This window comes from Bacillus sp. FSL K6-1338 (assembly GCF_038006965.1).
GTDB lineage: Bacteria > Bacillota > Bacilli > Bacillales > Bacillaceae_G > Bacillus_A > Bacillus_A thuringiensis_S.
In genome coordinates, this window is record NZ_JBBOWI010000001.1 from 583910 (window position 1) to 605348 (window position 21439).

Here is a 21439-nt window from a genome sequence, read left to right on the forward strand (position 1 = left end):
GGCCATCAGGCGTATCATTTCAATAGGTTGAGAAACATAGTATAAGCTTAAGATAATCTGATTAAAGAAGGAATCTAAAGGGCTTATGGATAAATGTACTCAAGAAGAGTTATTGTATGTGATGGAGGAATGGTTAAGAAAACATTATCTTTCATAGGAGCTGTAGTTGTGAGAAAACAAAAAATTTTATTATGTATTTTATTAGGACTTTTAATGACGGTAGTGGCTTGCGATAAGCAAGAAGAACCAGAATCGAAACCGGTTCATGTGAAAAATGAAAAGAAAAAAGAGAAGCATAAAGAACAGGAAGAATCTAAAGAAGAGAAAAGTATAAATTTAATGGACAAACAGTTGTTACTTTCAGCTACTCTTGGAGACACAGAGACAGCTATGAAGTTGATTCAGGATGGAGCGAATATAAACGTAGAAGGTGACAACGGAGAAACGCCTGTCCTTGCAGCGACGTACCAAAATCATGTAGAGACAGTTAAAGCATTAATTGGTGCAGGTGCTAATATTGAAATTAAAGATGAGAAAAAAAGTAATCCACTTCTTTATGCAAGTAGAGAAGGATATACGGATATTGTAAAAGTATTAATTAATGCAGGAGTTAATACGAAAGAAACGACTAAGTCAGGTGGAACAGCACTTATTTCTGCATCTGAGCGTGGCCATGTAGAGGTTGTTAAAGAATTATTAGAGCATACAGATATTGATGTGAATTATAAAAATGAACGTGGTGGAACAGCGCTATTAGAAGCAATTGTATTAGGAAATGGTAGTGAAAACCATAAGAAAGTAATTCAATTGCTTATTGATCACGGTGCAGATGTAAATATGGCTAACAAGGAACATCTGACGCCACTGCAATACGCTGAAAAAAGAGGTTTTAAAGATATTGTAAATATGTTGAGGGTAGCTGGAGCAAATGAAGTAGTACAGCCACAACAACCAGTAGAGTAAAAAACGAAAAATAATCCCATTTAGATAGACAGAATGAAGAAATCAGTTAGTATGATGGATTCAGTAATGTGTATTTGAATGGGATTTTTGTTTTGAACATGAAAAATAGATTATGAATGGATGGTATATGGAGTAAATAAGGAGGATAAAAATGAGGCTCTCAGAACTTGATTTAATAGTAATTCAGGTAGAGGTTTTGTTTGTTCATAATCAAGTCGGAAAAATGAAATATGTAAATGAACAAGGAAATCCGAAAGCACCACGTTTTTTTCTTGGCAGAACTCGTGAAGGGAGTATAACGAGATATCATTGTAATGTGGATGATGAAACGGTAAGTAAGATTGAGAAGTTAATTCAAGAACCTTCAAAGCATATAGAGATAGCAAAGATTATTAATGTATTAAATGAAGAAAGAACAGTGAAAAATATTTGGATGGGTCCTGCTTTCATGTTTCATAGTAATTTACATAAGCCGACTAGAACAATACAAATAACTGAGAAGAATAGAGAGCTTTTGCGAGAAAATTTTCCTAATCTAATAGAACAGATGGAATGGAGGAAACCTTATTTTGCAATTGTAAAAAATGAAAAGGTAGTTTCTGTTTGTTGCAGTGCCAGAAGTACGCCCGTAGCTGCTGAGGCAAGTGTGGAAACTTTAGCGGAGTTTCAAGGGAACGGATATGGTACTGATGTTGTTACAGCCTGGGCGATATCATTACAAGAAGAAAAACGCATTCCACTTTATAGTACTTCTTGGGATAATTATGCTTCACAAGCAGTTGCGAGAAAACTAAAACTAATTAACTATGGAATGAATTTACATATTGATTGAATTTTAAGTATTGTTTCGTTCTATTTGTTTATATTTTAATATCTAGATTAATGTAAATAGTGATATGGTGAATATTAACATTCGGTTAACACCTAATTAACAATCTATCAAAACTGACTTAATAAATGCGTAATATAGTAAAGGTAACAAAATAACTAGGGTAGAGAACATTTGAGAACACCCACTTACATATAATGTGCCACTTTCTTAGGTGTGCTCTATTCTCTAGAGTTCAAATAAGGAGAAAGGCGTTCTATGTAAGTAGGTGTTTTTAGTTTGGATAAAAATAGAACAGTTAGGTGGAATGAATGTTTAAAGAATCTTATATTGCGATGATAAAGGATTGGAAAGGATACAAAGCATACAAAAAATTGCCGAAAACAGTTTTTCTTATGACTGGTTCAATGCTGGAATTACCAGAGCGTGTATATGAATTGCAGAAACATGGACATGATGTATTTCTTCATTGTGATTTTATACAAGGCTTAAATACGAATACAGAGGAAGCACTTTTGTATATTGAAGATGTTATCGGGGCACAAGGTATTATTTCAACAAAGGGTTCGACAATTCGAAATGCTAATAAAATTGGATTGAAAACAATTCAACGTATTTTTATTGTAGATACTTTATCCCTTACTAAATCAATTGAAAATTGTAAAACGACTAAACCAAATGCAGTAGAGATTATGCCGGGGATTATGCCTTCTATAATTAAACAGCTAGCAGAGGAAATAGAGTTTCCTATTATTGCAGGCGGGCTGATTCAAACGCGAGAAGATGCGGAAATTGCAATTCGTGCAGGAGCAAGTGCGATTTCAACAAGTCATTATGAAGTATGGATACATGAAGAAAAAAGGAGTGCAACTTTGTGATTGAATTGAAAAATGTTTCAAAGGTATATAAAAATGCAGAAGAGACAGCGGTTAAAGGCGTATCGGTTCATATTAAGAAGGGCGAATTTTTTGTTTTAGTTGGACCTTCGGGATGCGGGAAAAGCACATTATTACGAATGATCGCTGGCTTAGAAGAGATTTCTTCGGGAGATTTAATTATTAATGAACGTGTTGCAAATGATCTAGAGCCGAAAGACCGTAATCTATCAATGGTATTTCAAAATTATGCATTATATCCACACTTATCTGTAGAAGAAAATATTTTATTTGGACTTAAGGTAAGAAAAGTACAAAAAGAAGAGCGACAAAAGCGATTAATGGAAGCTATTGAAATGGTAGGACTGAAAGAGTATGTGAAAATGAAACCAGGCCAATTATCAGGCGGACAAAGACAGCGTGTTGCGCTTGCTAGGGCGATCGTGAGTCAAGCACCAATCTGTTTAATGGATGAACCACTTTCGAATTTAGATGCGAAATTACGTGCGCAAATGAGAATTGAAATTAGAGAAATTCAGCAGCGATTAGGAATTACGATGATTTACGTTACCCACGATCAAATAGAAGCGATGACTATGGGAGATCGTATTATGGTTTTAAATAAAGGAAGTATACAGCAAGTTGGAACACCACTTGACATATATAACGAACCAGCAAACGAATTTGTTGCAAGCTTTATAGGTTCTCCTTCTATGAATATAAATGATGGAGAAGTGGATAAAGAAAAAGGTGTATTACATATAGGGAAATTGCAAATTCCATTATCTATTGGACAGTTAAAGCAATTACCAGAAGGAATAATTCGTATAGGCATGCGTCCTGAGCATATTGCACTGTCTGAGGAAGGACAAGAAGTGACGCTGCAATCTGTAGAAGTATTAGGGAATGAATCTATATTAAACTTTGCGGTAAATGGAACAATTTGGAGTGCGAAAGTCATCGGACAGTTACTCTTGAACAAAGGTGACAAAGTAAAATTATTATTCTCGCAAGAAAAGTTATGCTTCTTTAACGAAAACACGAATGAACGCTTAAAAGTGGTAGCTGAAGAAGAGTTGAAAGTGGTGGCGAAATAATGATCGAAGTAAGTAAGTTACCAGTTCAAACAAAGGTGTCAAAAAAGAAAAAATTATGGGGGAGAACGAAAGATTTAAGAATAGGATTATTGTTTTTGGCGCCATCTATTTTGCTATTTTCGATTTTTCTGTTCTATCCATTGTTTAGGACGATTTACTATAGTTTTTATTTAACCGATATACATGGAGAAGCTAATCTTTTCGTTGGCTTAGAAAATTATCAATATTTATTCTCTGATCCAGCCTTCTACAAAAGTATAAAATCAACTTTACTATTTGTTTTATATACAGTGCCTACGAGTATTATATTTGCTTTGTTTCTTGCATTGATTGCAAATGGAAAGGTAAGAGGTATTGGGTTATTCCGAGTTCTGTTTTCTTCGACGATGGGAATATCAGTAGCTGCTAGTGCAGTGATTTGGCTATTTTTATTTCATCCAAGTGTAGGATTATTTAATAATATATTAGCCGCTATGAATCTTCCTGCAATCGCATGGTTAACGAGTCCGGACTGGGCACTATTCTCTGTATCAGTTACAACAGTTTGGGTGAATACAGGGTTTGCATTTTTAGTTATATTAGGTGGTTTACAAAATATCGATACGTCTTTATATGAGAGTGCATCTATAGATGGTGCTAGTTATTTATATAAGCTTCGCCGTGTTACATTACCGATGCTATCGCCAACTTTATTCTTTATTGTAACCGTAACGTTAATTAGTGCGTTCCAAAGTTTTGGACAAATTGATATTTTAACGCACGGTGGACCGAATGATGCAACGAATTTGATTGTGTACTCGATTTACAAAGAGGCGTTTGTGAATCATCAATTTGGAACAGCAAGTGCACAAGCGATGGTATTATTTGTTTTCATTTTCGTTGCTACATTACTTCAATTTAAGTTTGCTGAGAGAAAGGTGCATTATAAATGATTGTTAAACAGTGGAAACAAAATTTCCTATTATACATGCTGCTCATTATTAGTGCAGTAATGGTATTTTTTCCTGTACTGTATGCATTTTTAATAAGTTTTATGACACCAGACGATATTCAAATGAGAAGGTTATTTCCGACCCAGTTTACTTTTGATAATTTCATTAATATTTTTCAAAAAGTACCACTTTTTACATACTTATATAACAGTTTAATTGTATCGACAGTCGTTATGATTGGACAACTTATCGTATCAAGTTTAGCAGCTTATGCTTTTGTTTTTCTTCAGTTTAAAGGGAGAAACTTAATTTTCTTCCTGTTTATTTCAACGATGCTGATTCCGTGGGAAGCAACGATGGTGCCTAACTTTTTAACGATTCAAAACTTTGGCTGGATCAATAGTTTCGCCGGGATGACAGTGCCGTTTTTTGCAACAGCTTTCGGTATTTTCTTGTTACGTCAACATTTTATGACACTTCCGAATGAACTAAAAGAAGCTGCGTTTATTGAAGGGATTGGAAATGTAAGGTTTTTATTCAGCGTTGTAATTCCGTATTGTAAAACGAGTTTTATTACGCTTGGAGTATATAGCTTTTTAACAACATGGAATATGTATTTATGGCCACTTTTAGTGACCACTGATGAAAAAGTAAGAACAGTGCAAATCGGTGTGAAGCAGCTTCAGTCTCAAGAAGTTGCAACTGATTGGGGAAGCGTAATGGCCGGTGTTACGGTTATCGTTATTCCAACATTGATTTTACTATTTTTAGGGCAAAAGCAATTACAACAAGGATTAACAAAAGGTGCAATTAAATAATTAAGAGAAGGTGAGATTTAAATGAATCTAGTAAAAAAAGGTGCTGCTCTATTAATGGTAGCAACAATGGCATTATCTAGTGTCGCTTGTTCAAATAGTAAAACAGAGGGAAAACCTGAAGCACAGGCAAAAGTAGCACCAGTTGAAAAAAATGGTGATAAAACAGTAATTCGCTTCTGGCATGCGATGGGTGGAAAAACACAAGGAGTACTAGAGGGTCTTGTTGCAGACTATAATAAGTCGCAAAATAAATACGAGATAAAGGCAGAGTTCCAAGGGACATATGAAGAGTCTTTAACGAAATTTAGAACGATGTCTGCAACGAAAGAAGCGCCAGCTCTTGTTCAATCGAGTGAAATTACAACGAAATATATGATTGATAGCAAAAAAATCACACCAATTGATAGCTGGATAAAAAAAGATAAGTACGATACGTCAAAATTAGAAAAAGCAATTACAAATTATTATTCAGTTGATGGAAAAATGTATTCTATGCCATTTAATTCATCTACACCAGTATTAATTTATAATAAAGATGCTTTCGCAAAGGCGGGCTTAGATCCAGAGAAAGCTCCAAAAACATATGCGGAATTACAAGAAGCAGCGAAAAAGTTAACGATTAAAGAAGGCGGAAATGTAAAACAATATGGATTCTCCATGCTTAACTATGGTTGGTTCTTTGAAGAGTTGTTAGCGACACAAGGTGCTTTATATGTAAATAACGAAAACGGCCGTAAAGATGCTGCAAAGAAGGCGGTATTTAACGGTAAAGAAGGACAGAAAGTATTTGGAATGTTAGATGATTTAAATAAAGCTGGCGCACTTGGAAAGTATGGAGCAAGTTGGGATGATATTCGTGCTGCGTTCCAGTCTGGACAAGTTGCTATGTATTTAGATTCTTCAGCAGGTGTTCGTGATTTAATTGATGCATCTAAGTTTAATGTAGGTGTTTCATATATTCCATATCCAGAGGATTCGAAACAAAATGGTGTTGTCATTGGAGGCGCATCATTATGGATGACGAATATGGTTTCAGAAGAAACGCAACAAGGTGCTTGGGACTTTATGAAATATTTAACGAAGCCAGACGTACAAGCGAAATGGCATACGGCAACAGGCTATTTCTCAATTAATCCAGATGCATATAATGAGCCGTTAGTAAAAGAGCAATATGAAAAATATCCACAGTTGAAAGTAACAGTAGATCAACTGCAAGCGACGAAGCAATCTCCAGCAACACAAGGTGCTTTAATTAGTGTATTCCCAGAATCACGAGATGCAGTTGTAAAAGCATTGGAAGCAATGTATGACGGAAAGAATAGTAAAGAGGCGTTAGATGAAGCTGCCAAAGCAACAGATAGAGCAATTAGCATTTCAGCTCGTACGAGTCAAAAATAAGAGAAAGCCGTATCCTTAAAAGGGATACGGCTTTCTTTATAGGGAGATAAGGGATCAAAGAAATGATGAAGTCTTATCTCTTTTATATGAGTAAAGGGTCTAGAGTGAATGTTGTCCTTTTCATTATTTATTCAACTCCATTGCGACTTGTTTACCATTTACGAAAACCTCTACTATCGCTACTACAACTTCCATTACTTTTTTCATCTCTCATCTCTCCTTGTTTTTTGTTTCATTTCTTACTCTCAGTATAAGGAGATACAGTAATTACAACTATCGAATTGGATGACAAGAGACTTACATTGTTGTAAGGATAATAGTTTAGTTTGTAATAAAGTGAAACTTTAATCAATGGGGCTTTTCTTCATCCCCCAATGATTATTAGCCCTCACCAATCGGGCTTTTACGGGCAGCCCTACCCCCACCTAACTTCTTTGCTTCTGCTGAATTTTGAGGTGGGGGTCTTACTGCCCGTTAATGCGAGATAAATTTAATTCAAGGTTAAGATTCGGAATTTTCCGTTGTTTTGAACTATAATTAGAAAGAGGGGGGATAATATGAAAAGAATTCTTGTTATTAGTGATATTCATGGAGAAATAGAAAAGTTCGAACAGTTGTTGAAAGAAGCTCAATATGATGCGAAACAGGATCAATTAATCTTACTGGGAGATTATGTAGATCGTGGTCCAAATGCGCGTGCTGTAATTGAAAAGGTAAAAGAATTGAAAGAAGAGGGAGCTCTCATTTTAAAAGGAAATCATGAAGATATGATGATTAAGGCGTTAACGACAAATGAGGAACGTTCATGGAACCATTGGGTAAAAAGAAATGGTGGAGATAAGACATTATATAGTTATGGATTTCTAGAAGAAGATATTGTGGTTAATGAGAAAGACTTCCAAAAACCGATTTTACAATCTTCTGTATTAGAGGAACATATAAAGTTTATTCAAGAATTAGATCATTACATTGAAACAGAAGAGTATATATTTGTACATGCTGGGGTTGAGCCGATGAAACGAGTTTCTGAATCTGAACCATATACGTTAATGTGGATCCGTAATGAATTTCATAATGGATATAGCGGTGAAAAGGTTGTTGTATTTGGGCATACGGAAACAAAAACGCTTCATAGTAGTGAGGATTGCGGAGTGTATTTTGGTAGTAATCGTATTATTGGAATTGATGGCGGGGCTGTGTATGGTGGTCAGCTAAATTGTTTGGAGTTGCCAAGTAAAAAGGTATATGTAATAAAAAATTGAAAGAGATAAGAGGAATCTTATTTCTTTCAATTTTTTATTAAGGTAAATTTAAGACAAAGTTTTTATAATAAAATTTCAAAATTTTAGAAGGAAATAGTTGAAAATGAAATTACGTAATATAACTACATTCTTTTGTTATGAAGAGAAGAAATGTAATAATAAATAGAATTGAACTATTTGATGGAAGGTGAGAGCATGCGCTTACTTGTAGTAGAAGATAATACTTCGTTATTAGAGTCTATCGTACAAATTTTGCGTGATGAATTTGAAGTAGATACGGCAATAAATGGAGAAGATGGATTGTTTTTAGCGCTTCAAAATATATATGATGCAATTTTGTTGGATGTGATGATGCCAGGGATGGACGGATTTGAAGTGATTCAAAAAATACGTGATGAAAAGATTGAAACACCAGTCCTGTTTTTGACAGCGAGAGATTCTTTAGAAGATCGGGTGAAGGGATTGGACTTTGGTGGAGATGACTATATCGTTAAGCCATTTCAGGCCCCTGAATTAAAAGCGAGAATTCGCGCTTTACTACGCAGAAGTGGTAGTTTAACAACGCAGCAAACGATTCGCTATAAAGGGATTGAATTGTTCGGAAAAGATAAAGACGTTCAAGTAGATGGACAAGGTATTAAGTTGACATTGAAACAATATGAGCTACTAGAGTATCTCATTCAAAATAGCGGGAAGATTTTAATGCGTGAACAAATTTTTGATCGTGTTTGGGGATTTGATTCAGATACGACAGTAGCAATTGTAGAAGTGTATGTGCATCATTTACGTAAAAAATTAGAGCCATTCGGTTATCAGAAAGATATTCAAACCGTTCGAGGTATTGGATATATATTAAAAGAACAATGAAAAAAGGAAGTATGTTTCAAAAGACACGCATTCGTTTGACTATAGTGAATTCATTAGTATTTATCCTATTAATAGGTATATTAGGCAGTATTATTTATTCATACACATATAAGCGTATTTATAATGAAGTGGATCAATCTATAAAAATGATGGCTCAGTATAGAGAAAAATTAGATGTTAAAATACCACCAAGAAAACGCATAGAGAATATCCAGATTGGAGATCCGCGAGTAACTAGAATAACTTGGAATGGGAAAATAGTGAAAATAGAGGGCGATAACCGTAAATTCCGTTCTATTTTTGAAGAGAATTTGGAAAAGTTTTCTCCAAAAAAATTAGGGGAGTTACAAGATATTGAAGTACAAGGACGATATTTTAGAGCATTTTCGCTTCAAAAAGATGGAGAAATAGTTCAAATCGTGCGAGATATAACAGCGGAAGAAAGAATGTTAAATACTTTATTTTTAATCCTCGTTATAGGTTGTAGCATAGGAAGCCTCTGTGCGATAGGTATCGGCTTTTTCCTAGCTGGCAGAGCACTTGTACCTATTCAAAATTCATGGGAGAAACAGCAGCAATTCGTTTCTGATGCATCACATGAACTAAGGACACCGCTTGCAGTTATTCAATCAAAAACGGATGTGTTATTCCAATCACCATCCGCTACGATAGAAGAAAAAGCGATGGATATTTCTACAATTTCAAAAGAATGTAGGCGGTTATCGAAACTCGTTAGTAATTTATTATTGCTAGCACGTTCTGATTCTAATCAAATTGAGATGGATAAGAAAACATTTGAACTTGATAAATTGTTAGAAGAAATAGTAGCTCCATATAAAGAGATTGCTTCTTATCAGGAAAAAGAAATGATACTAAAAGTAGAACGTGGTGTATCTTTTATGGGGGATAGAGAGCGGATTCATCAAATGATGGTCATACTGTTAGATAATGCGATGAAGTATACAAACGAAGGTGGGCATATTCAAATAGATTGTACGCAAACGAGTAGTTCAATTCGTATACAGGTGAAGGATGACGGGATAGGAGTGAAAGAAGAAGATATTCCGAAATTATTTGATCGTTTTTATCAAGGGGATAAAGCAAGAAGTACGTCAGAAGGAGCTGGATTAGGTCTTTCAATCGCAAATTGGATTGTAGAAAAGCATTATGGAAAAATATCAGTAGAGAGCAGATGGGGAAATGGCACTTGTTTTGAAGTGATTTTTCCTAAAAATCAAAAAATATAAGTAAGAAGACGATCTTGTTTTTACAAGGTCGTCTTTTTTTTAAGGGAAAGTTAAGAAACTATTTATATTATGTATGGCATAAAGAACGTTCGTTACATGAAGAAGAGACTAGGTGTATGTGAGTGGATTTTATCAATCATAATGTTATCTCAAGCAGCGATGAGATGTATGTATAGTATTAAAAAAATTATGGGAATGCTGAAAAAGAAAGTGTAAGAGGGAGGAATTAATTTTGAAAAAGAAAATGATGACGGTATTCACTATTGGAGTAATGAGTTTAAGCATATTAGGGGGTGCCTCTCCTTCTGAAACACAAAAAGGAAAGACAGATTACATGCAGCGCAGTAAAGAACAATTGAACAATGGTAAGATACATGCAGTGCATACAGAAGAAAAAGCAGAGGAACTAGGTATTGAAACGGAAGGAAAAGAACAAATTACATTAGAAAAAGAAATTCATGAAACAGAAGTAGGAAGGGAAGCAGAGCAGTTAGGTATTTCGATTGAAGGAAAAGATGTTGGGATGCTGTCAGAAGAAATCTATGAAACAAAAGTAAAGCAAGAAGCGTTAAAGCTAGGTATATCTATAGAGAATACATCAATTGTAGATTTAATTACTCAAATTAATACGATTAAAATTAAAGATGAAGCAGATAAATTAGGCATTTCTACAGATGGAAAAGAAATTGAAGACATCGCGGAAGAAATCTACGGAACGAAAGTAAGAGAAGAAGCAGGAAAGTTAGACATTTCTCAAAAAGGAAAAGAAATTGAAGAGTTAGCACAAGAAGTGTACGAACAAAAAGTACAGGAAGAAGCAAAAAAATATCATATTGATTTGTACGGTAAAGATATATATCAAATATTAAAAGAAATTAATGAACAAAAGGTGCTACAAATGGCAGATGAGCTTAATATGGATAAAATGAATATGAATATTCAAGAGTTAGCGGAAAAGATAAAAAAAGATCAGCCTGAAAAAGGAAAAGAACTAAATTTTGTACCGATGATTAGAACGGATGCTGACGCATTTTATTCTTATTTAACGAATTAATAAGGGCGTGAAAGTGATAAGAAAATTGAAGTGGTATATATGTACAGCTTTACTAGGTGCAGCAATATGGAGTGTATATACAAATGGAATTCCAAAGTATGTAGAGAAGTTTACATTCTCAAATATACAAAGAGGAAAAGAAACGGAGTTTAGTAATAACGATGAAAAAGTCATCTTATCAAATGTTCCATTAATTCAGCAGTTACCAGAATTGGATAGAGGCTGTGAAGTGACAAGTTTAGCAATGATGTTACAATACGCTGGTGTTTCAGTGGATAAGATGACATTAGCAAATGAAATAAAAAAAGTTGATTTTATAGACGATGGTGTGCGCGGGAATCCGAATGAAGGATTTGTAGGTAATATTTATACATTCTCTGAATCAGGATATGGTGTATATCATGGGCCACTTTTTCAGTTAGCAGAAAAATATTTACCTAATAAAGCTGTAGACTTAACTGGGAAGAATATAGAAGAGATTTATAAGAGTGTAAAAGCAGGGAAACCGGTAGTCATGATTACGAATGCAACATTTGCACCATTAGATGAAGATGAATTTACTACATGGGAAACAAATAGTGGAGATGTTTCTATTACGTATAATGAACATTGTATTGTACTTATTGGGTATGATCAGGAATCTGTATATATTCGAGATCCACTTGAGGATAGCTTAGATGTAAAAGTACCGAGAGAAAGCTTTGAACAGGCATGGGTGCAAATGGGGAGTCAGGCAATTAGTTATGTAAAGAGCTCCAAATAAATTAGGATGAAGAGTTTTAGTAAGATGACTATAAGGCGAAGGATAGAGATTGAAGATTATAAGAGAAATTTTTTAGAGTAGAAGCTGTTGAGAAATAAGAGAACTTTAGTATATATAATGCTAAAGTTCTCTTATTTTATGATTAAAATCCTTATTAAGGAGTGAATATGGAAAAATGCATAATTGACGAAAAATTTACATGTTATCATTATATATTGTTTTATGTATGTTAATTGTATAAAATGACACAAGTATCCACATTACATAAAGGAGGCTTATTATGCAAAAAATATTTAACTGGGTTAAATGTATGAGTATCAAGAAAAAATTAATCATTTCATTTTTTATTATTTTAACTATACCAGGAATTATTATCGGTGGTGTTTCATATCAAACTGCCAAAACAAATTTTGAACATCAAATGACAGATAAAGCAAAGGAGAATATTTCAGTTTTAAATACTGTTATTTCTCAAAATATAGAAGAGAAATTTGTTGATGCGACGTATTTTGCAGACATCTTAACAGAGGATACATATCCAAATGGACAAGAAGAGATAGTGAGAACGAAGTTAGCACAATATATAAAGCTTCATCCAGAAGTAGAAGGTATTTATATTGGAACGCAGACGGGAAAGTTTATAAGAGAACCATTTATCCAAATGGCTGATGGGTATAATCCAACAGATAGATCTTGGTATAAAGAAGCACATGAAAATAAAGGGAAAGTAATTGTTACTGCACCATATCAATCAGCATCTACAAAAAATATGGTAGTGACCATTGCGAAAGAAGTAAAAGATGGTAAAGGTGTTATAGGAATTAACTTAAATTTAGATAACATCTTAAAAATTTCCAAAATGATTAACATTGGTGAAAAAGGTTATGCAGTTATTTTAGATCAAAATAAGCAAATTGTTAGTCATCCATCTAGAAAACCAGGTGCGAAAGTTACTGATCCTTGGGTTAAACCAATTTATGAAGATAAACAAGGAAATGTGTCTTATACAGAACAAGATGATAAAAAGAATTTAATCTTTGCAACAAATGAAAAAACCGGCTGGAAAGTAGTTGGAGTTATGTTCGATGAAGAAATTACCCAAGCTGCCAGTCCAGTGTTTTATAAGACTTTAATTGTTATTGCTATCGCTATTGCATTTGGTAGTGTATTAATTTATTTCATTACAAGGTCTATTACAGGGCCATTACGAAAAATAGCTGAATCAGCATATAAAATTAGTAAGGGAGATTTAACAGAGAAAATTACAATCCATTCTAAGGATGACATAGGGAAATTAGGGACTTTATTTAATGAAATGTCTACGTCTTTACAAGATGTTATTACCCAAATTAGCTTTTCAGCAGAACATGTCGCGGCATCGGCTGAGGAGTTAACAGCGAGCGTACAGCAAGCAAATGATGCGACAGATCAAATTACAATTGCAATGGAACAAGTATCAGGTGGGGCTGAATCACAAAGTCAAGGTGTTGAAGAAGGTGCGGCTACATTACAACAAGTAAATACAGCAATTCAAGATGTAACCGGAAGCGCAGAGTCAATTTCTATTTCCTCATTACATGCGAGAGAAAGAGCTGAAGAGGGAGAAGATTTAGTTGAACAAACTGCAAAACAAATGCAGTCTATTTCTAGGTCGGTATCCGAGTCAGATGCTATTATTAAACTTCTTGATGAGAAATCAAAGCAAGTAGGAGCTATTTCTGAAGCAATTCAAAACATAGCTACTCAAACGAACTTATTAGCTTTAAATGCGGCTATTGAAGCAGCAAGAGCAGGTGAACAGGGTCGAGGATTTGCTATTGTAGCAGATGAGGTTAGAAAATTAGCAGAGCAATCAGGAGAGTCATCTGGAGAGATTGCAAATTTAATTGCAGAAATTAAGGCGGATATTGAACATACTGTTAAGGCAATGGATAATGTGAATGGAGAAGTTCAACAAGGCCTTGATGTTGTAACAAAAACGAAAGTAAGTTTTACGGAAATTTTAAGTTCTACTACACATATTGTTTCTCAAGTTAATCAAATGGTAGAAACAACGAAGAGAATTGCTGGAGATGCAAATGAAGTGACAAATGCTATTGATGAAATTGCAGCGGCTGCAGAAGAAAATACAGCTAGTATGCAAAGTGTTGCAGCTTCAACAGAAGAACAGGTTAATTCAATGGAGGAAATTAGTTCAGCTTCGCAAAACTTAGCTGGGATGGCCGAAGAACTACAAGCGATGACTAGTAAATTTAAAGTATAATAACAGCAGATAAGTAAGGTGAAAATAATATCACCTTACTTATTTTTCTATTCAGCAATTAGGGGAGTCATTAACGGGATGAAAAAAAGAAAAAGACTATGGAATTTGTGGAAAACGATTACATTGTTAGTTTGTACAGTTGTAATTTTTTCTTTACTTGTGACAGATATATTAATTAGTCATAATGTAGAACGGGCGACGGAGGATAGCCAAGCAGAGAAAGCAAAAACAATTGCACACATTGTGGCGAATGATTCAATTGTAATCAATGGCTTGGTTGGGAAAGCGGATACTCCTGCAATCCAAACGTATACAAATAGGATATTAAAAAACACAGGTGTTCAATTTATTGTAGTTATGGACATGGATGGAATAAGAAAATCTCATCCAGATCCTCAAAAAATAGGTCGTCATTTCATTGGTGGGGACGAAGGGCCTGCATTGAAAGGAAAAGAACATGTATCGTTAGCAGAAGGAACTTTAGGTATTTCCATGCGAGTGTTTGTACCAATATTTTCTGAAACAGGTGAACAACTTGGAGCAGTGGCCGTTGGTATTTCAGCAGATAATGTAAAAGAGAGAGTTAAGGAAAGTAGACATATCATTTATATTGGTGTCGGAGTTGGAGTATTAGTCGGAATTATAGGAGCAATATTGCTAGCTAGACATATCAAGAAAAGTTTATTCGGTCTTGAGCCGCACAGGATAGCAAAAATTCTTGAAGAAAGAAATACGATGCTACAATCTGTAAAGGAGGGGATCATTGCTGTAGATAAAGAGGCTAGAGTAACGTTAATTAATAATGAAGCAAAACGTCTATTTAAAAAAAGTGGACTTGAAGAAAATTTTATCGGTAAAGATGTTGAGTTGTATATGCCAAATTCACGTATAAAAGAAGTATTGCAAACGGGAGAAGTACAATTAAACGAAGAACAAAATATTTATGGAATTACGATTGTGACGAATCGAGTTCCTTTATATGTAAAAGGAGAAATAGTGGGTGCAATTGCAACATTTCGTGATAAAACAGAGATTAGAAAACTAGCAGAGGAACTAACTGGTATTAGACTATATGCAGAAGCATTACGGGCACAATCTCATGAGTTTATGAATAAGATGCATGTCGTATTAGGGCTTACACATATGAAACAGTATGAAGAATTACAGAAGTATATAAGCGGTATGGTATCAGAGCATCAATATGAAATTGGTGGAGTTATGAAAAGAATAAAAAGTCCAGTATTTGCTGGTTTTTTACTAGGTAAGCTCAGCTATGCTAGAGAGAAAAATATAAAATTAATTATAAGTGAAGATTCTTATATGCCGGAAATAGATGATGAAAGTATTACTCATGAACTTATTACGATTGTCGGAAATTTAATTGATAATGCATTAGAAGCAGTGACGAATTGTGAAAAGAAGCAAGTTGAAATTGAGATACAACATGGGGATATATTAACTATTACAGTACAAGATACGGGAAAAGGTATACAAGAAAAAGAAATAGAGGAATTATTTACGAAAGGTTATTCCACAAAGGGAGATAACCGGGGTTATGGTTTGTATCTTGTAAAAGAAAGTATACAGCGAATAAATGGGGAAATTCATATGCATTCATTAGTAGGAAAGGGAACAACGATAACAATTGAAATACCTAAAGGTAGGGATGAGAGGCAAATATGATTAAAGTTTTAATTGTAGAAGATGACCCGATGGTAGCAATGTTAAATACGCACTATTTAGAACAAGTAGGAGGGTTTGAACTTGTTCAAGCAGTTAACTCAGTAAAGTCGGCGATAGAAGTATTAGAGACATCACGAGTGGATTTAGTATTACTTGATATTTTTATGCCTGAAGAGACTGGGTTTGAGCTTTTAATGTATATCCGGAACCAAGAAAAAGAAATCGATATAATGATGATTTCAGCTGTACATGATATGGGGAGTATTAAAAAAGCATTACAATATGGAGTTGTAGATTATTTAATTAAACCATTTACATTTGAACGATTTAAAGAGGCATTAACTATATATCGAGAAAAATTTACTTTCATGAAAGAACAACAAAAAATTAGTCAATCGGAATTAGATTCGTTAATTTTACAAAAAGAAAAAAGAGAGCCTACTGTCACTAAAGAGCTTCCGAAAGGGTTAACGAAGCAAACGTTGCAATTAATTTGGCAGAAGATCGAGTCGCTGAATGGAAGAGTGTTTACAACAGATGAAATGGCACAATTAGTTGGAATTTCAAGAGTTTCTATTCGAAAATATGTAATGTTTTTGACTGACATTGGGGTGTTAGAAAACGAAATGATGTACCAACATGTGGGAAGACCTGTAAGTAAATTAAGATGTGTTGATCAAAAGAAAATAGAGTTTTACGTATAAGCGACTTAGTATAAGTCGCTTATACTTTTTTTAATTACAAAATCAATTACAAAACTTACAAAAACTATTTTTACTATTGAAAGCGTTTTAATATTGTTATTAAGAAAACGAGGGGGTGCCATATGGGAATTCAAAAGAATGTGGAAGCGGTATCATTTTCTGAAGGAAATGAAGTACAAAGAGAATCTTTCGCTTCTAAAATTATGAATGTAAAAATCGGTGTTATACCTTTACCGTTATATGTAGTATTGGCTGCTATTATTTATGGGGCATCTGTATATAATAAATTGCCAGCAGATATGATTGGTGGATTTGCAGTTATTATGATCATGGGGATTTTCTTAGGCGATATTGGGATGAGAATTCCAATTTTAAAAAATATCGGCGGTCCAGCAATACTTTCGTTATTTATTCCATCATTACTTGTATTTTTTAACTGGATGAATCCAGCTTCAATGGAAGCTGCGACAATGTTAATGAAAAAATCGAACTTTTTATATCTATATATTTCTTGTTTAGTAGTCGGAAGTATTTTAGGAATGAACCGTAAAGTGTTAGTACAAGGTTTCGTTCGTATGTTTATTCCTTTAGTAGTAGGGACGTTAGCTTCTGTAGCAGTAGGATTATTGGTCGGTTCACTATTTGGATTTGAAATGAAGCAGACATTCTTCTTTATCATCGTACCAATTGTGAGTGGTGGTATCGGGGAAGGAATTTTACCATTGTCGCTAGCTTATAGTGACATTTTAAATGAATCATCAGCAACATTTGTATCGCAGCTTATTCCAGCAGCTATTATTGGAAATATGTTCGCAATCGTGAGTGCAGGGTATATGAAGCGTTTAGGTGAGAAGAAACCAGAGCTTAGTGGTAACGGTGTATTAGTGAAAACAGACAATCAAGCAGAATTATTAAAAGAACAAAATACAGAGAAGCCAATTGACTTCTCATTAATGGGAGCAGGTTTATTAATTGCGTGCACGTTCTTCATCTTCGGAGGATTTGCTTCTAAGTTCATCGGTATTCCTGGGGCAATCATTATGATTTTCTCAGCAGCACTTGTGAAATACTTTAAATTAATGCCAGCGAAAATGGAGCAAGGAGCATTCCATTTATATAAATTTATTTCAAAAAATTTAACTTGGCCTTTAATGGTTGGATTAGGATTGCTATATATTCCGTTAAAAGACGTAGCAGCAGTTCTTTCAGTAGGATATGTTGTTGTGTGTGCATCGGTTGTTCTTACAATGGTAGCATCAGGTTTTCTTGTAGGGAAAGTGATGAAAATGTATCCAGTTGAATCAGCGATTGTAACTGGATGTCATAGCGGTTTAGGTGGAACTGGAGATGTCGCTATTTTATCGGCTTCAAATCGTATGGAATTAATGCCGTTCGCGCAAATTTCTACTCGTTTAGGCGGGGCAGCAATGGTTGTAACAGCGACAATATTATTAAAGATGTTTTCATGATTAAACAAGCTAGCTATATTCATATAGCTAGCTTGTCAAATTAAGGGGAGATTATAAGTATGTTAGCAAATCAAATTAATGAAAGATCATTGTTATTGCATAAAGAGTTAGTAGGGAAAATTGAAATTACAAGTAAAGTGGAGGTAAATTCAGCGGATGATTTAAGCCTGACGTATACACCAGGTGTAGCTGAGTCTTGTAAAGCAATTGCGGCAGATGAAGAAACGGTGTATGACTATACAGCACGTGGTAATATGGTGGCGGTTGTCTCAGATGGAACAGCGGTACTTGGTTTAGGAAACATTGGACCAAAAGCGGCTATGCCTGTTATGGAAGGAAAAAGTATTTTGTTTAAGAAGTTTGCGAATGTAGATGCTTTCCCATTATGTTTAGGCACAACGGATGTAGATGAAATCGTTACCCTTGTAAAAAATTTAGAGCCTACATTTGCAGGGATTAATTTAGAAGATATTGCAGCACCACGTTGTTTTGAAATTGAAAAACGATTAAAAGAAGAAACGAATATTCCTATATTCCATGATGATCAACATGGAACAGCTATTGTCGTTTTAGCAGCTGTTATTAATGCATTAAAAGTTGTTAGCAAACAAATGGATAATGTAAAAATCGTTATTAACGGTGCGGGTTCGGCAGGAATTGCAATTGGAAAATTATTATTAAAGGCTGGTGCAAAGTACATTACATTAGTTAGCTTAGAAGGTATTGTTTGTGAAGGTGAAACATGGATGAACGAAGCGCAAATTGAAGTTTCAAAAAAGACAAATCGTGAACATGTGCGTGGAACGTTAAAAGAAGCGATTCACCAAGCTGATATTTTTATTGGCGTATCTGCTCCTAACGTATTAACGAAAGAACTTGTACAGACGATGAATGAGAAAGCAATTGTGTTTGCAATGGCGAATCCAATTCCAGAAATCTTCCCTGAGGATGCATTAGAGGCTGGGGCAGCTGTAGTAGGAACTGGGCGCTCGGATTATGCGAATCAAGTAAATAATGTATTGGCGTTTCCCGGAATATTCCGCGGTGCGTTAGATGTGCGCGCGACTGATATTACAGAAGAGATGAAATTAGCGGCAGCATATGGGATCGCTAACATCATTACGGACGAAGAACGTAATGCGAATTATGTAATCCCGAATCCATTAGATAAAAGAGTTGTTCCAAGTGTTGCAGAAGCAGTAGCGAAAGCAGCTATTGATTCAGGCGTGGCGCAAATTACGAAAATAACAAGTTATTAATAGCTAAAAGCAGTGCCTAAAAAGGCACTGCTTTTTTGAGATAAGAAATCAAAATAATGAAGAAGTGTAGAATTATTTATGTTTCTTCACTATTTATTTAATTCCATTGCAACTTGTTTACCATTTACTAAAACCTCAGTTACTGCTACGATCACTTCTATCATTTTTTTCATCTCTCATCTCTCCTCGTTTCATTTCTTACTTTAAGTATAAGAGAAGAGAGATAATTCAACTATCGAAGTACATGACGTAGAAATTACATTGTTGTAAGAAAGTGGTTTATTTTTGTCACTTTACTCAGCGGTGATTACAAACTGATCATAATATTTTTCATTCACATATATATTTAATAACCATAATCCAGATGAAGGTAGTGACATAGCGAGAGGGAGTTCGCTTGTAGTAGAATCGATTGTATTTGAAGTAGTCCAAGTTTGTTTGGAAGTTTCTTTTTGAAAGAGTACTGGTGTTGGAGTTACAGATCCTTGTTTTAGCGCAATAATAGACAATTTTCCAGTTGGTATTTCAGAATCTAGAAAGTACCACATTATTTCATTTTGTTCATTTGCGATAATAGGACTATCAGCCATTGCGATTTTTTTTTCGATGCCTTTTAAAGGTATTTTTCCGTCTATGAATGAGGGTGCCTCTTCCCAATTTACATCTTTTAAAACACTAAGGTGAAAGAAGGAAGGTGCGTTCACTTGAGTGGATGATGTTGTGACAGCTTCTGTTTTAGGTACTTTTGAATCAAGTTGTGCTTGTGTGCATCCAGTGATGAGGAAGGAGAGAAGTAGCATAATTCCGATTTTTTTCATGGTGCCACACTCCTAGTTTTTATTGTTAGTGTAATTGTATTTGCTAGAAGGCGGGACAATTCCTTTAAATTATAAAAAGAGGTCGTAAGTTTTGTACGACCTCTTTTGACATTTTTTATCCCGTAAAAGCCCGATTGGTGTAGGTTAATAATCTGTGGGGGGGATGAACAAACCCACACTGATTAAAGTTTCACCTTATATTTGTTCCGTTGTATAGGTTGGTTCGGTTTCTTTTTGAGGCATCGTCAAAAAAATAACGGACAGAACGATACATACGCCGCCTAATAATTGATATGTTCCAAAAGATTCATTTAGCCAAGTGATTGAAACGATGGCAGCTACAAGGGGTTCAATGCTAGATAAAATGCTTGTTTCTGTTGCGGCTAAATATTTCAGACTACCGATATAAAGAAGGAAAGAAAGAGTACCGCTTATAATGATAAGAATAAGCATAGAAAAAGTTTTTGGTGTAAAGGTTTGTGAAAGCTGAGTCCATCCAAACGAACTATTACAAATAAGCAGGGCGATGCCGCCGATTAACATCCCCCAGCCAATTACTATGGTTGTTCCGCATGCTTTAATAAGCGAAGCTGGATGGAGGGTATAAAATGCAAATCCGATTGCTGTTAATAGTCCAAAAATAATAGCTTCTTTAGATAAAACAACATTTTCAATTGAGCCATTTGTAATAATGAAGTATGTCCCTGTTAGCGCAGTTATAATTGCGAATAGTTGCATAGAAGCAGGGAATTTTCTTTGTTCAAATGCAACATACATGGTAATAAGAACAGGACCTAGAAATTGAAATAGCGTTGCTGTGACCGCGTTACTAATATGAACCGTTTCGATAAAGGCGTATTGTGCACCGAGCATGCCGAGAATAGAGAAAATAATAAGTTGTATAGAATATCTAGGGTGTTTCCAAATTTGAAATATGTTTTGTTTCTTTGTAAGTAAGAAAGACAAAATAAATATTCCTGCAAGCAACAAGCGAATTGTTAAAAAATCAATTGAGGATACATTAGTATGCTGAAATAGCCACTGAATCATTGGACCAGATAATCCCCATAATGTAGCCCCTGTAATAATCATAATAAGTCCGATACGTCTACCATTGTTCATTATCATGTTTCTCCTC

At 34.7% G+C, this 21439-nt stretch carries 19 protein-coding genes and 1 pseudogene; 18 read left to right on the forward strand and 2 right to left on the reverse strand.

Features of this window, described 5'->3' with window-relative positions; genetic code table 11:
* Positions 1 to 93 precede the first annotated feature (93 nt).
* From NZ044_RS03115 to NZ044_RS03195, 18 genes and pseudogenes are all read left to right on the forward strand, one after another.
* Positions 94 to 963: an ankyrin repeat domain-containing protein gene (locus tag NZ044_RS03115; RefSeq protein WP_000287334.1), complete on the forward strand. Its 870-nt coding sequence runs from the start codon at positions 94 to 96 to the stop codon at positions 961 to 963.
* A gap of 151 nt (positions 964 to 1114) precedes the next feature.
* Positions 1115 to 1795, forward strand: coding sequence for a GNAT family N-acetyltransferase (locus tag NZ044_RS03120; RefSeq protein WP_001239734.1), 681 nt, complete (start codon positions 1115 to 1117; stop codon positions 1793 to 1795).
* Between the two features lie 308 nt (positions 1796 to 2103).
* Positions 2104 to 2670, forward strand: a complete 567-nt coding sequence (locus NZ044_RS03125) for a glycerol-3-phosphate responsive antiterminator (protein WP_000472047.1) — start codon at positions 2104 to 2106, stop codon at positions 2668 to 2670.
* Positions 2667 to 3764, forward strand: a complete 1098-nt coding sequence (locus NZ044_RS03130) for an ABC transporter ATP-binding protein (RefSeq protein WP_000571381.1) — start codon at positions 2667 to 2669, stop codon at positions 3762 to 3764. The genes NZ044_RS03125 and NZ044_RS03130 overlap by 4 nt, the downstream gene beginning before the upstream one ends.
* A complete protein-coding gene (locus NZ044_RS03135; protein WP_000573802.1) occupies positions 3764 to 4696 on the forward strand; it encodes a carbohydrate ABC transporter permease in 933 nt (310 codons plus the stop codon). The genes NZ044_RS03130 and NZ044_RS03135 overlap by 1 nt, the downstream gene beginning before the upstream one ends.
* The gene (locus NZ044_RS03140) at positions 4693 to 5514 is read left to right on the forward strand and encodes a carbohydrate ABC transporter permease (protein WP_000635948.1); all 822 of its coding nucleotides are present in this window, start codon (positions 4693 to 4695) and stop codon (positions 5512 to 5514) included. The genes NZ044_RS03135 and NZ044_RS03140 overlap by 4 nt, the downstream gene beginning before the upstream one ends.
* Before the next feature lie 21 nt (positions 5515 to 5535).
* Positions 5536 to 6912, forward strand: a complete 1377-nt coding sequence (locus NZ044_RS03145) for an ABC transporter substrate-binding protein (protein WP_001055010.1) — start codon at positions 5536 to 5538, stop codon at positions 6910 to 6912.
* 557 nt (positions 6913 to 7469) lie between these two features.
* Positions 7470 to 8174, forward strand: a complete 705-nt coding sequence (locus tag NZ044_RS03150; protein ID WP_000821983.1) for a metallophosphoesterase family protein — start codon at positions 7470 to 7472, stop codon at positions 8172 to 8174.
* Positions 8175 to 8369: 195 nt separating this feature from the next.
* Positions 8370 to 9041 carry a response regulator transcription factor gene (locus NZ044_RS03155; protein ID WP_002162940.1) on the forward strand — a complete coding sequence of 224 codons (672 nt, stop codon included), beginning with the start codon at positions 8370 to 8372 and terminating at the stop codon, positions 9039 to 9041.
* Positions 9038 to 10288, forward strand: coding sequence for a sensor histidine kinase (locus NZ044_RS03160; protein ID WP_000715828.1), 1251 nt, complete (start codon positions 9038 to 9040; stop codon positions 10286 to 10288). The genes NZ044_RS03155 and NZ044_RS03160 overlap by 4 nt, the downstream gene beginning before the upstream one ends.
* 232 nt (positions 10289 to 10520) lie before the next feature.
* Positions 10521 to 11342: a transporter gene (locus tag NZ044_RS03165; protein ID WP_098505647.1), complete on the forward strand. Its 822-nt coding sequence runs from the start codon at positions 10521 to 10523 to the stop codon at positions 11340 to 11342.
* A gap of 7 nt (positions 11343 to 11349) precedes the next feature.
* Positions 11350 to 12105, forward strand: a complete 756-nt coding sequence (locus NZ044_RS03170; RefSeq protein ID WP_003255893.1) for a C39 family peptidase — start codon at positions 11350 to 11352, stop codon at positions 12103 to 12105.
* Between the two features lie 421 nt (positions 12106 to 12526).
* A pseudogene (locus tag NZ044_RS30785) lies at positions 12527 to 13429 on the forward strand (HAMP domain-containing protein); the annotation flags it as partial.
* A 120-nt stretch (positions 13430 to 13549) separates the two neighbouring features.
* Entirely contained in the window at positions 13550 to 14368 is an 819-nt protein-coding gene (locus NZ044_RS30790; protein ID WP_434166820.1) for a methyl-accepting chemotaxis protein, read from the forward strand.
* Between the two features lie 78 nt (positions 14369 to 14446).
* Entirely contained in the window at positions 14447 to 16051 is a 1605-nt protein-coding gene (locus NZ044_RS03180) for a sensor histidine kinase (protein ID WP_000746398.1), read from the forward strand.
* A complete protein-coding gene (locus tag NZ044_RS03185; RefSeq protein ID WP_000598691.1) occupies positions 16048 to 16755 on the forward strand; it encodes a response regulator in 708 nt (235 codons plus the stop codon). The genes NZ044_RS03180 and NZ044_RS03185 overlap by 4 nt, the downstream gene beginning before the upstream one ends.
* Before the next feature lie 122 nt (positions 16756 to 16877).
* Positions 16878 to 18224, forward strand: a complete 1347-nt coding sequence (locus NZ044_RS03190; RefSeq protein WP_000512725.1) for a 2-hydroxycarboxylate transporter family protein — start codon at positions 16878 to 16880, stop codon at positions 18222 to 18224.
* A 59-nt stretch (positions 18225 to 18283) separates the two neighbouring features.
* On the forward strand, positions 18284 to 19483 hold the full coding sequence (locus NZ044_RS03195) for an NAD(P)-dependent malic enzyme (RefSeq protein WP_000880775.1): 1200 nt from the start codon (positions 18284 to 18286) through the stop codon (positions 19481 to 19483).
* A gap of 293 nt (positions 19484 to 19776) precedes the next feature.
* Here the strand turns inward: NZ044_RS03195 and NZ044_RS03200 are convergent, their stop codons facing one another.
* Positions 19777 to 20301: a DUF4871 domain-containing protein gene (locus NZ044_RS03200; protein WP_098425346.1), complete on the reverse strand. Its 525-nt coding sequence runs from the start codon at positions 20299 to 20301 to the stop codon at positions 19777 to 19779.
* A gap of 195 nt (positions 20302 to 20496) precedes the next feature.
* The gene (locus NZ044_RS03205) at positions 20497 to 21423 is read right to left on the reverse strand and encodes a DMT family transporter (RefSeq protein ID WP_044783796.1); all 927 of its coding nucleotides are present in this window, start codon (positions 21421 to 21423) and stop codon (positions 20497 to 20499) included.
* Between the last annotated feature and the right edge of the window lie 16 nt (positions 21424 to 21439).

Coding starts and splice junctions, on each gene's coding strand:
- NZ044_RS03115 (WP_000287334.1), top strand. CDS start 94: ATGTACTCAAGAAGAGTTATTGTATGTGATGGAGGAATGGTTAAGAAA.
- NZ044_RS03120 (WP_001239734.1), top strand. CDS start 1,115: ATGAGGCTCTCAGAACTTGATTTAATAGTAATTCAGGTAGAGGTTTTG.
- NZ044_RS03125 (WP_000472047.1), top strand. CDS start 2,104: ATGTTTAAAGAATCTTATATTGCGATGATAAAGGATTGGAAAGGATAC.
- NZ044_RS03135 (WP_000573802.1), top strand. CDS start 3,764: ATGATCGAAGTAAGTAAGTTACCAGTTCAAACAAAGGTGTCAAAAAAG.
- NZ044_RS03140 (WP_000635948.1), top strand. CDS start 4,693: ATGATTGTTAAACAGTGGAAACAAAATTTCCTATTATACATGCTGCTC.
- NZ044_RS03145 (WP_001055010.1), top strand. CDS start 5,536: ATGAATCTAGTAAAAAAAGGTGCTGCTCTATTAATGGTAGCAACAATG.
- NZ044_RS03150 (WP_000821983.1), top strand. CDS start 7,470: ATGAAAAGAATTCTTGTTATTAGTGATATTCATGGAGAAATAGAAAAG.
- NZ044_RS03155 (WP_002162940.1), top strand. CDS start 8,370: ATGCGCTTACTTGTAGTAGAAGATAATACTTCGTTATTAGAGTCTATC.
- NZ044_RS03160 (WP_000715828.1), top strand. CDS start 9,038: ATGAAAAAAGGAAGTATGTTTCAAAAGACACGCATTCGTTTGACTATA.
- NZ044_RS30790 (WP_434166820.1), top strand. CDS start 13,550: ATGGAACAAGTATCAGGTGGGGCTGAATCACAAAGTCAAGGTGTTGAA.
- NZ044_RS03180 (WP_000746398.1), top strand. CDS start 14,447: ATGAAAAAAAGAAAAAGACTATGGAATTTGTGGAAAACGATTACATTG.
- NZ044_RS03185 (WP_000598691.1), top strand. CDS start 16,048: ATGATTAAAGTTTTAATTGTAGAAGATGACCCGATGGTAGCAATGTTA.
- NZ044_RS03190 (WP_000512725.1), top strand. CDS start 16,878: ATGGGAATTCAAAAGAATGTGGAAGCGGTATCATTTTCTGAAGGAAAT.
- NZ044_RS03195 (WP_000880775.1), top strand. CDS start 18,284: ATGTTAGCAAATCAAATTAATGAAAGATCATTGTTATTGCATAAAGAG.
- NZ044_RS03200 (WP_098425346.1), bottom strand. CDS start 20,301: ATGAAAAAAATCGGAATTATGCTACTTCTCTCCTTCCTCATCACTGGA.
- NZ044_RS03205 (WP_044783796.1), bottom strand. CDS start 21,423: ATGAACAATGGTAGACGTATCGGACTTATTATGATTATTACAGGGGCT.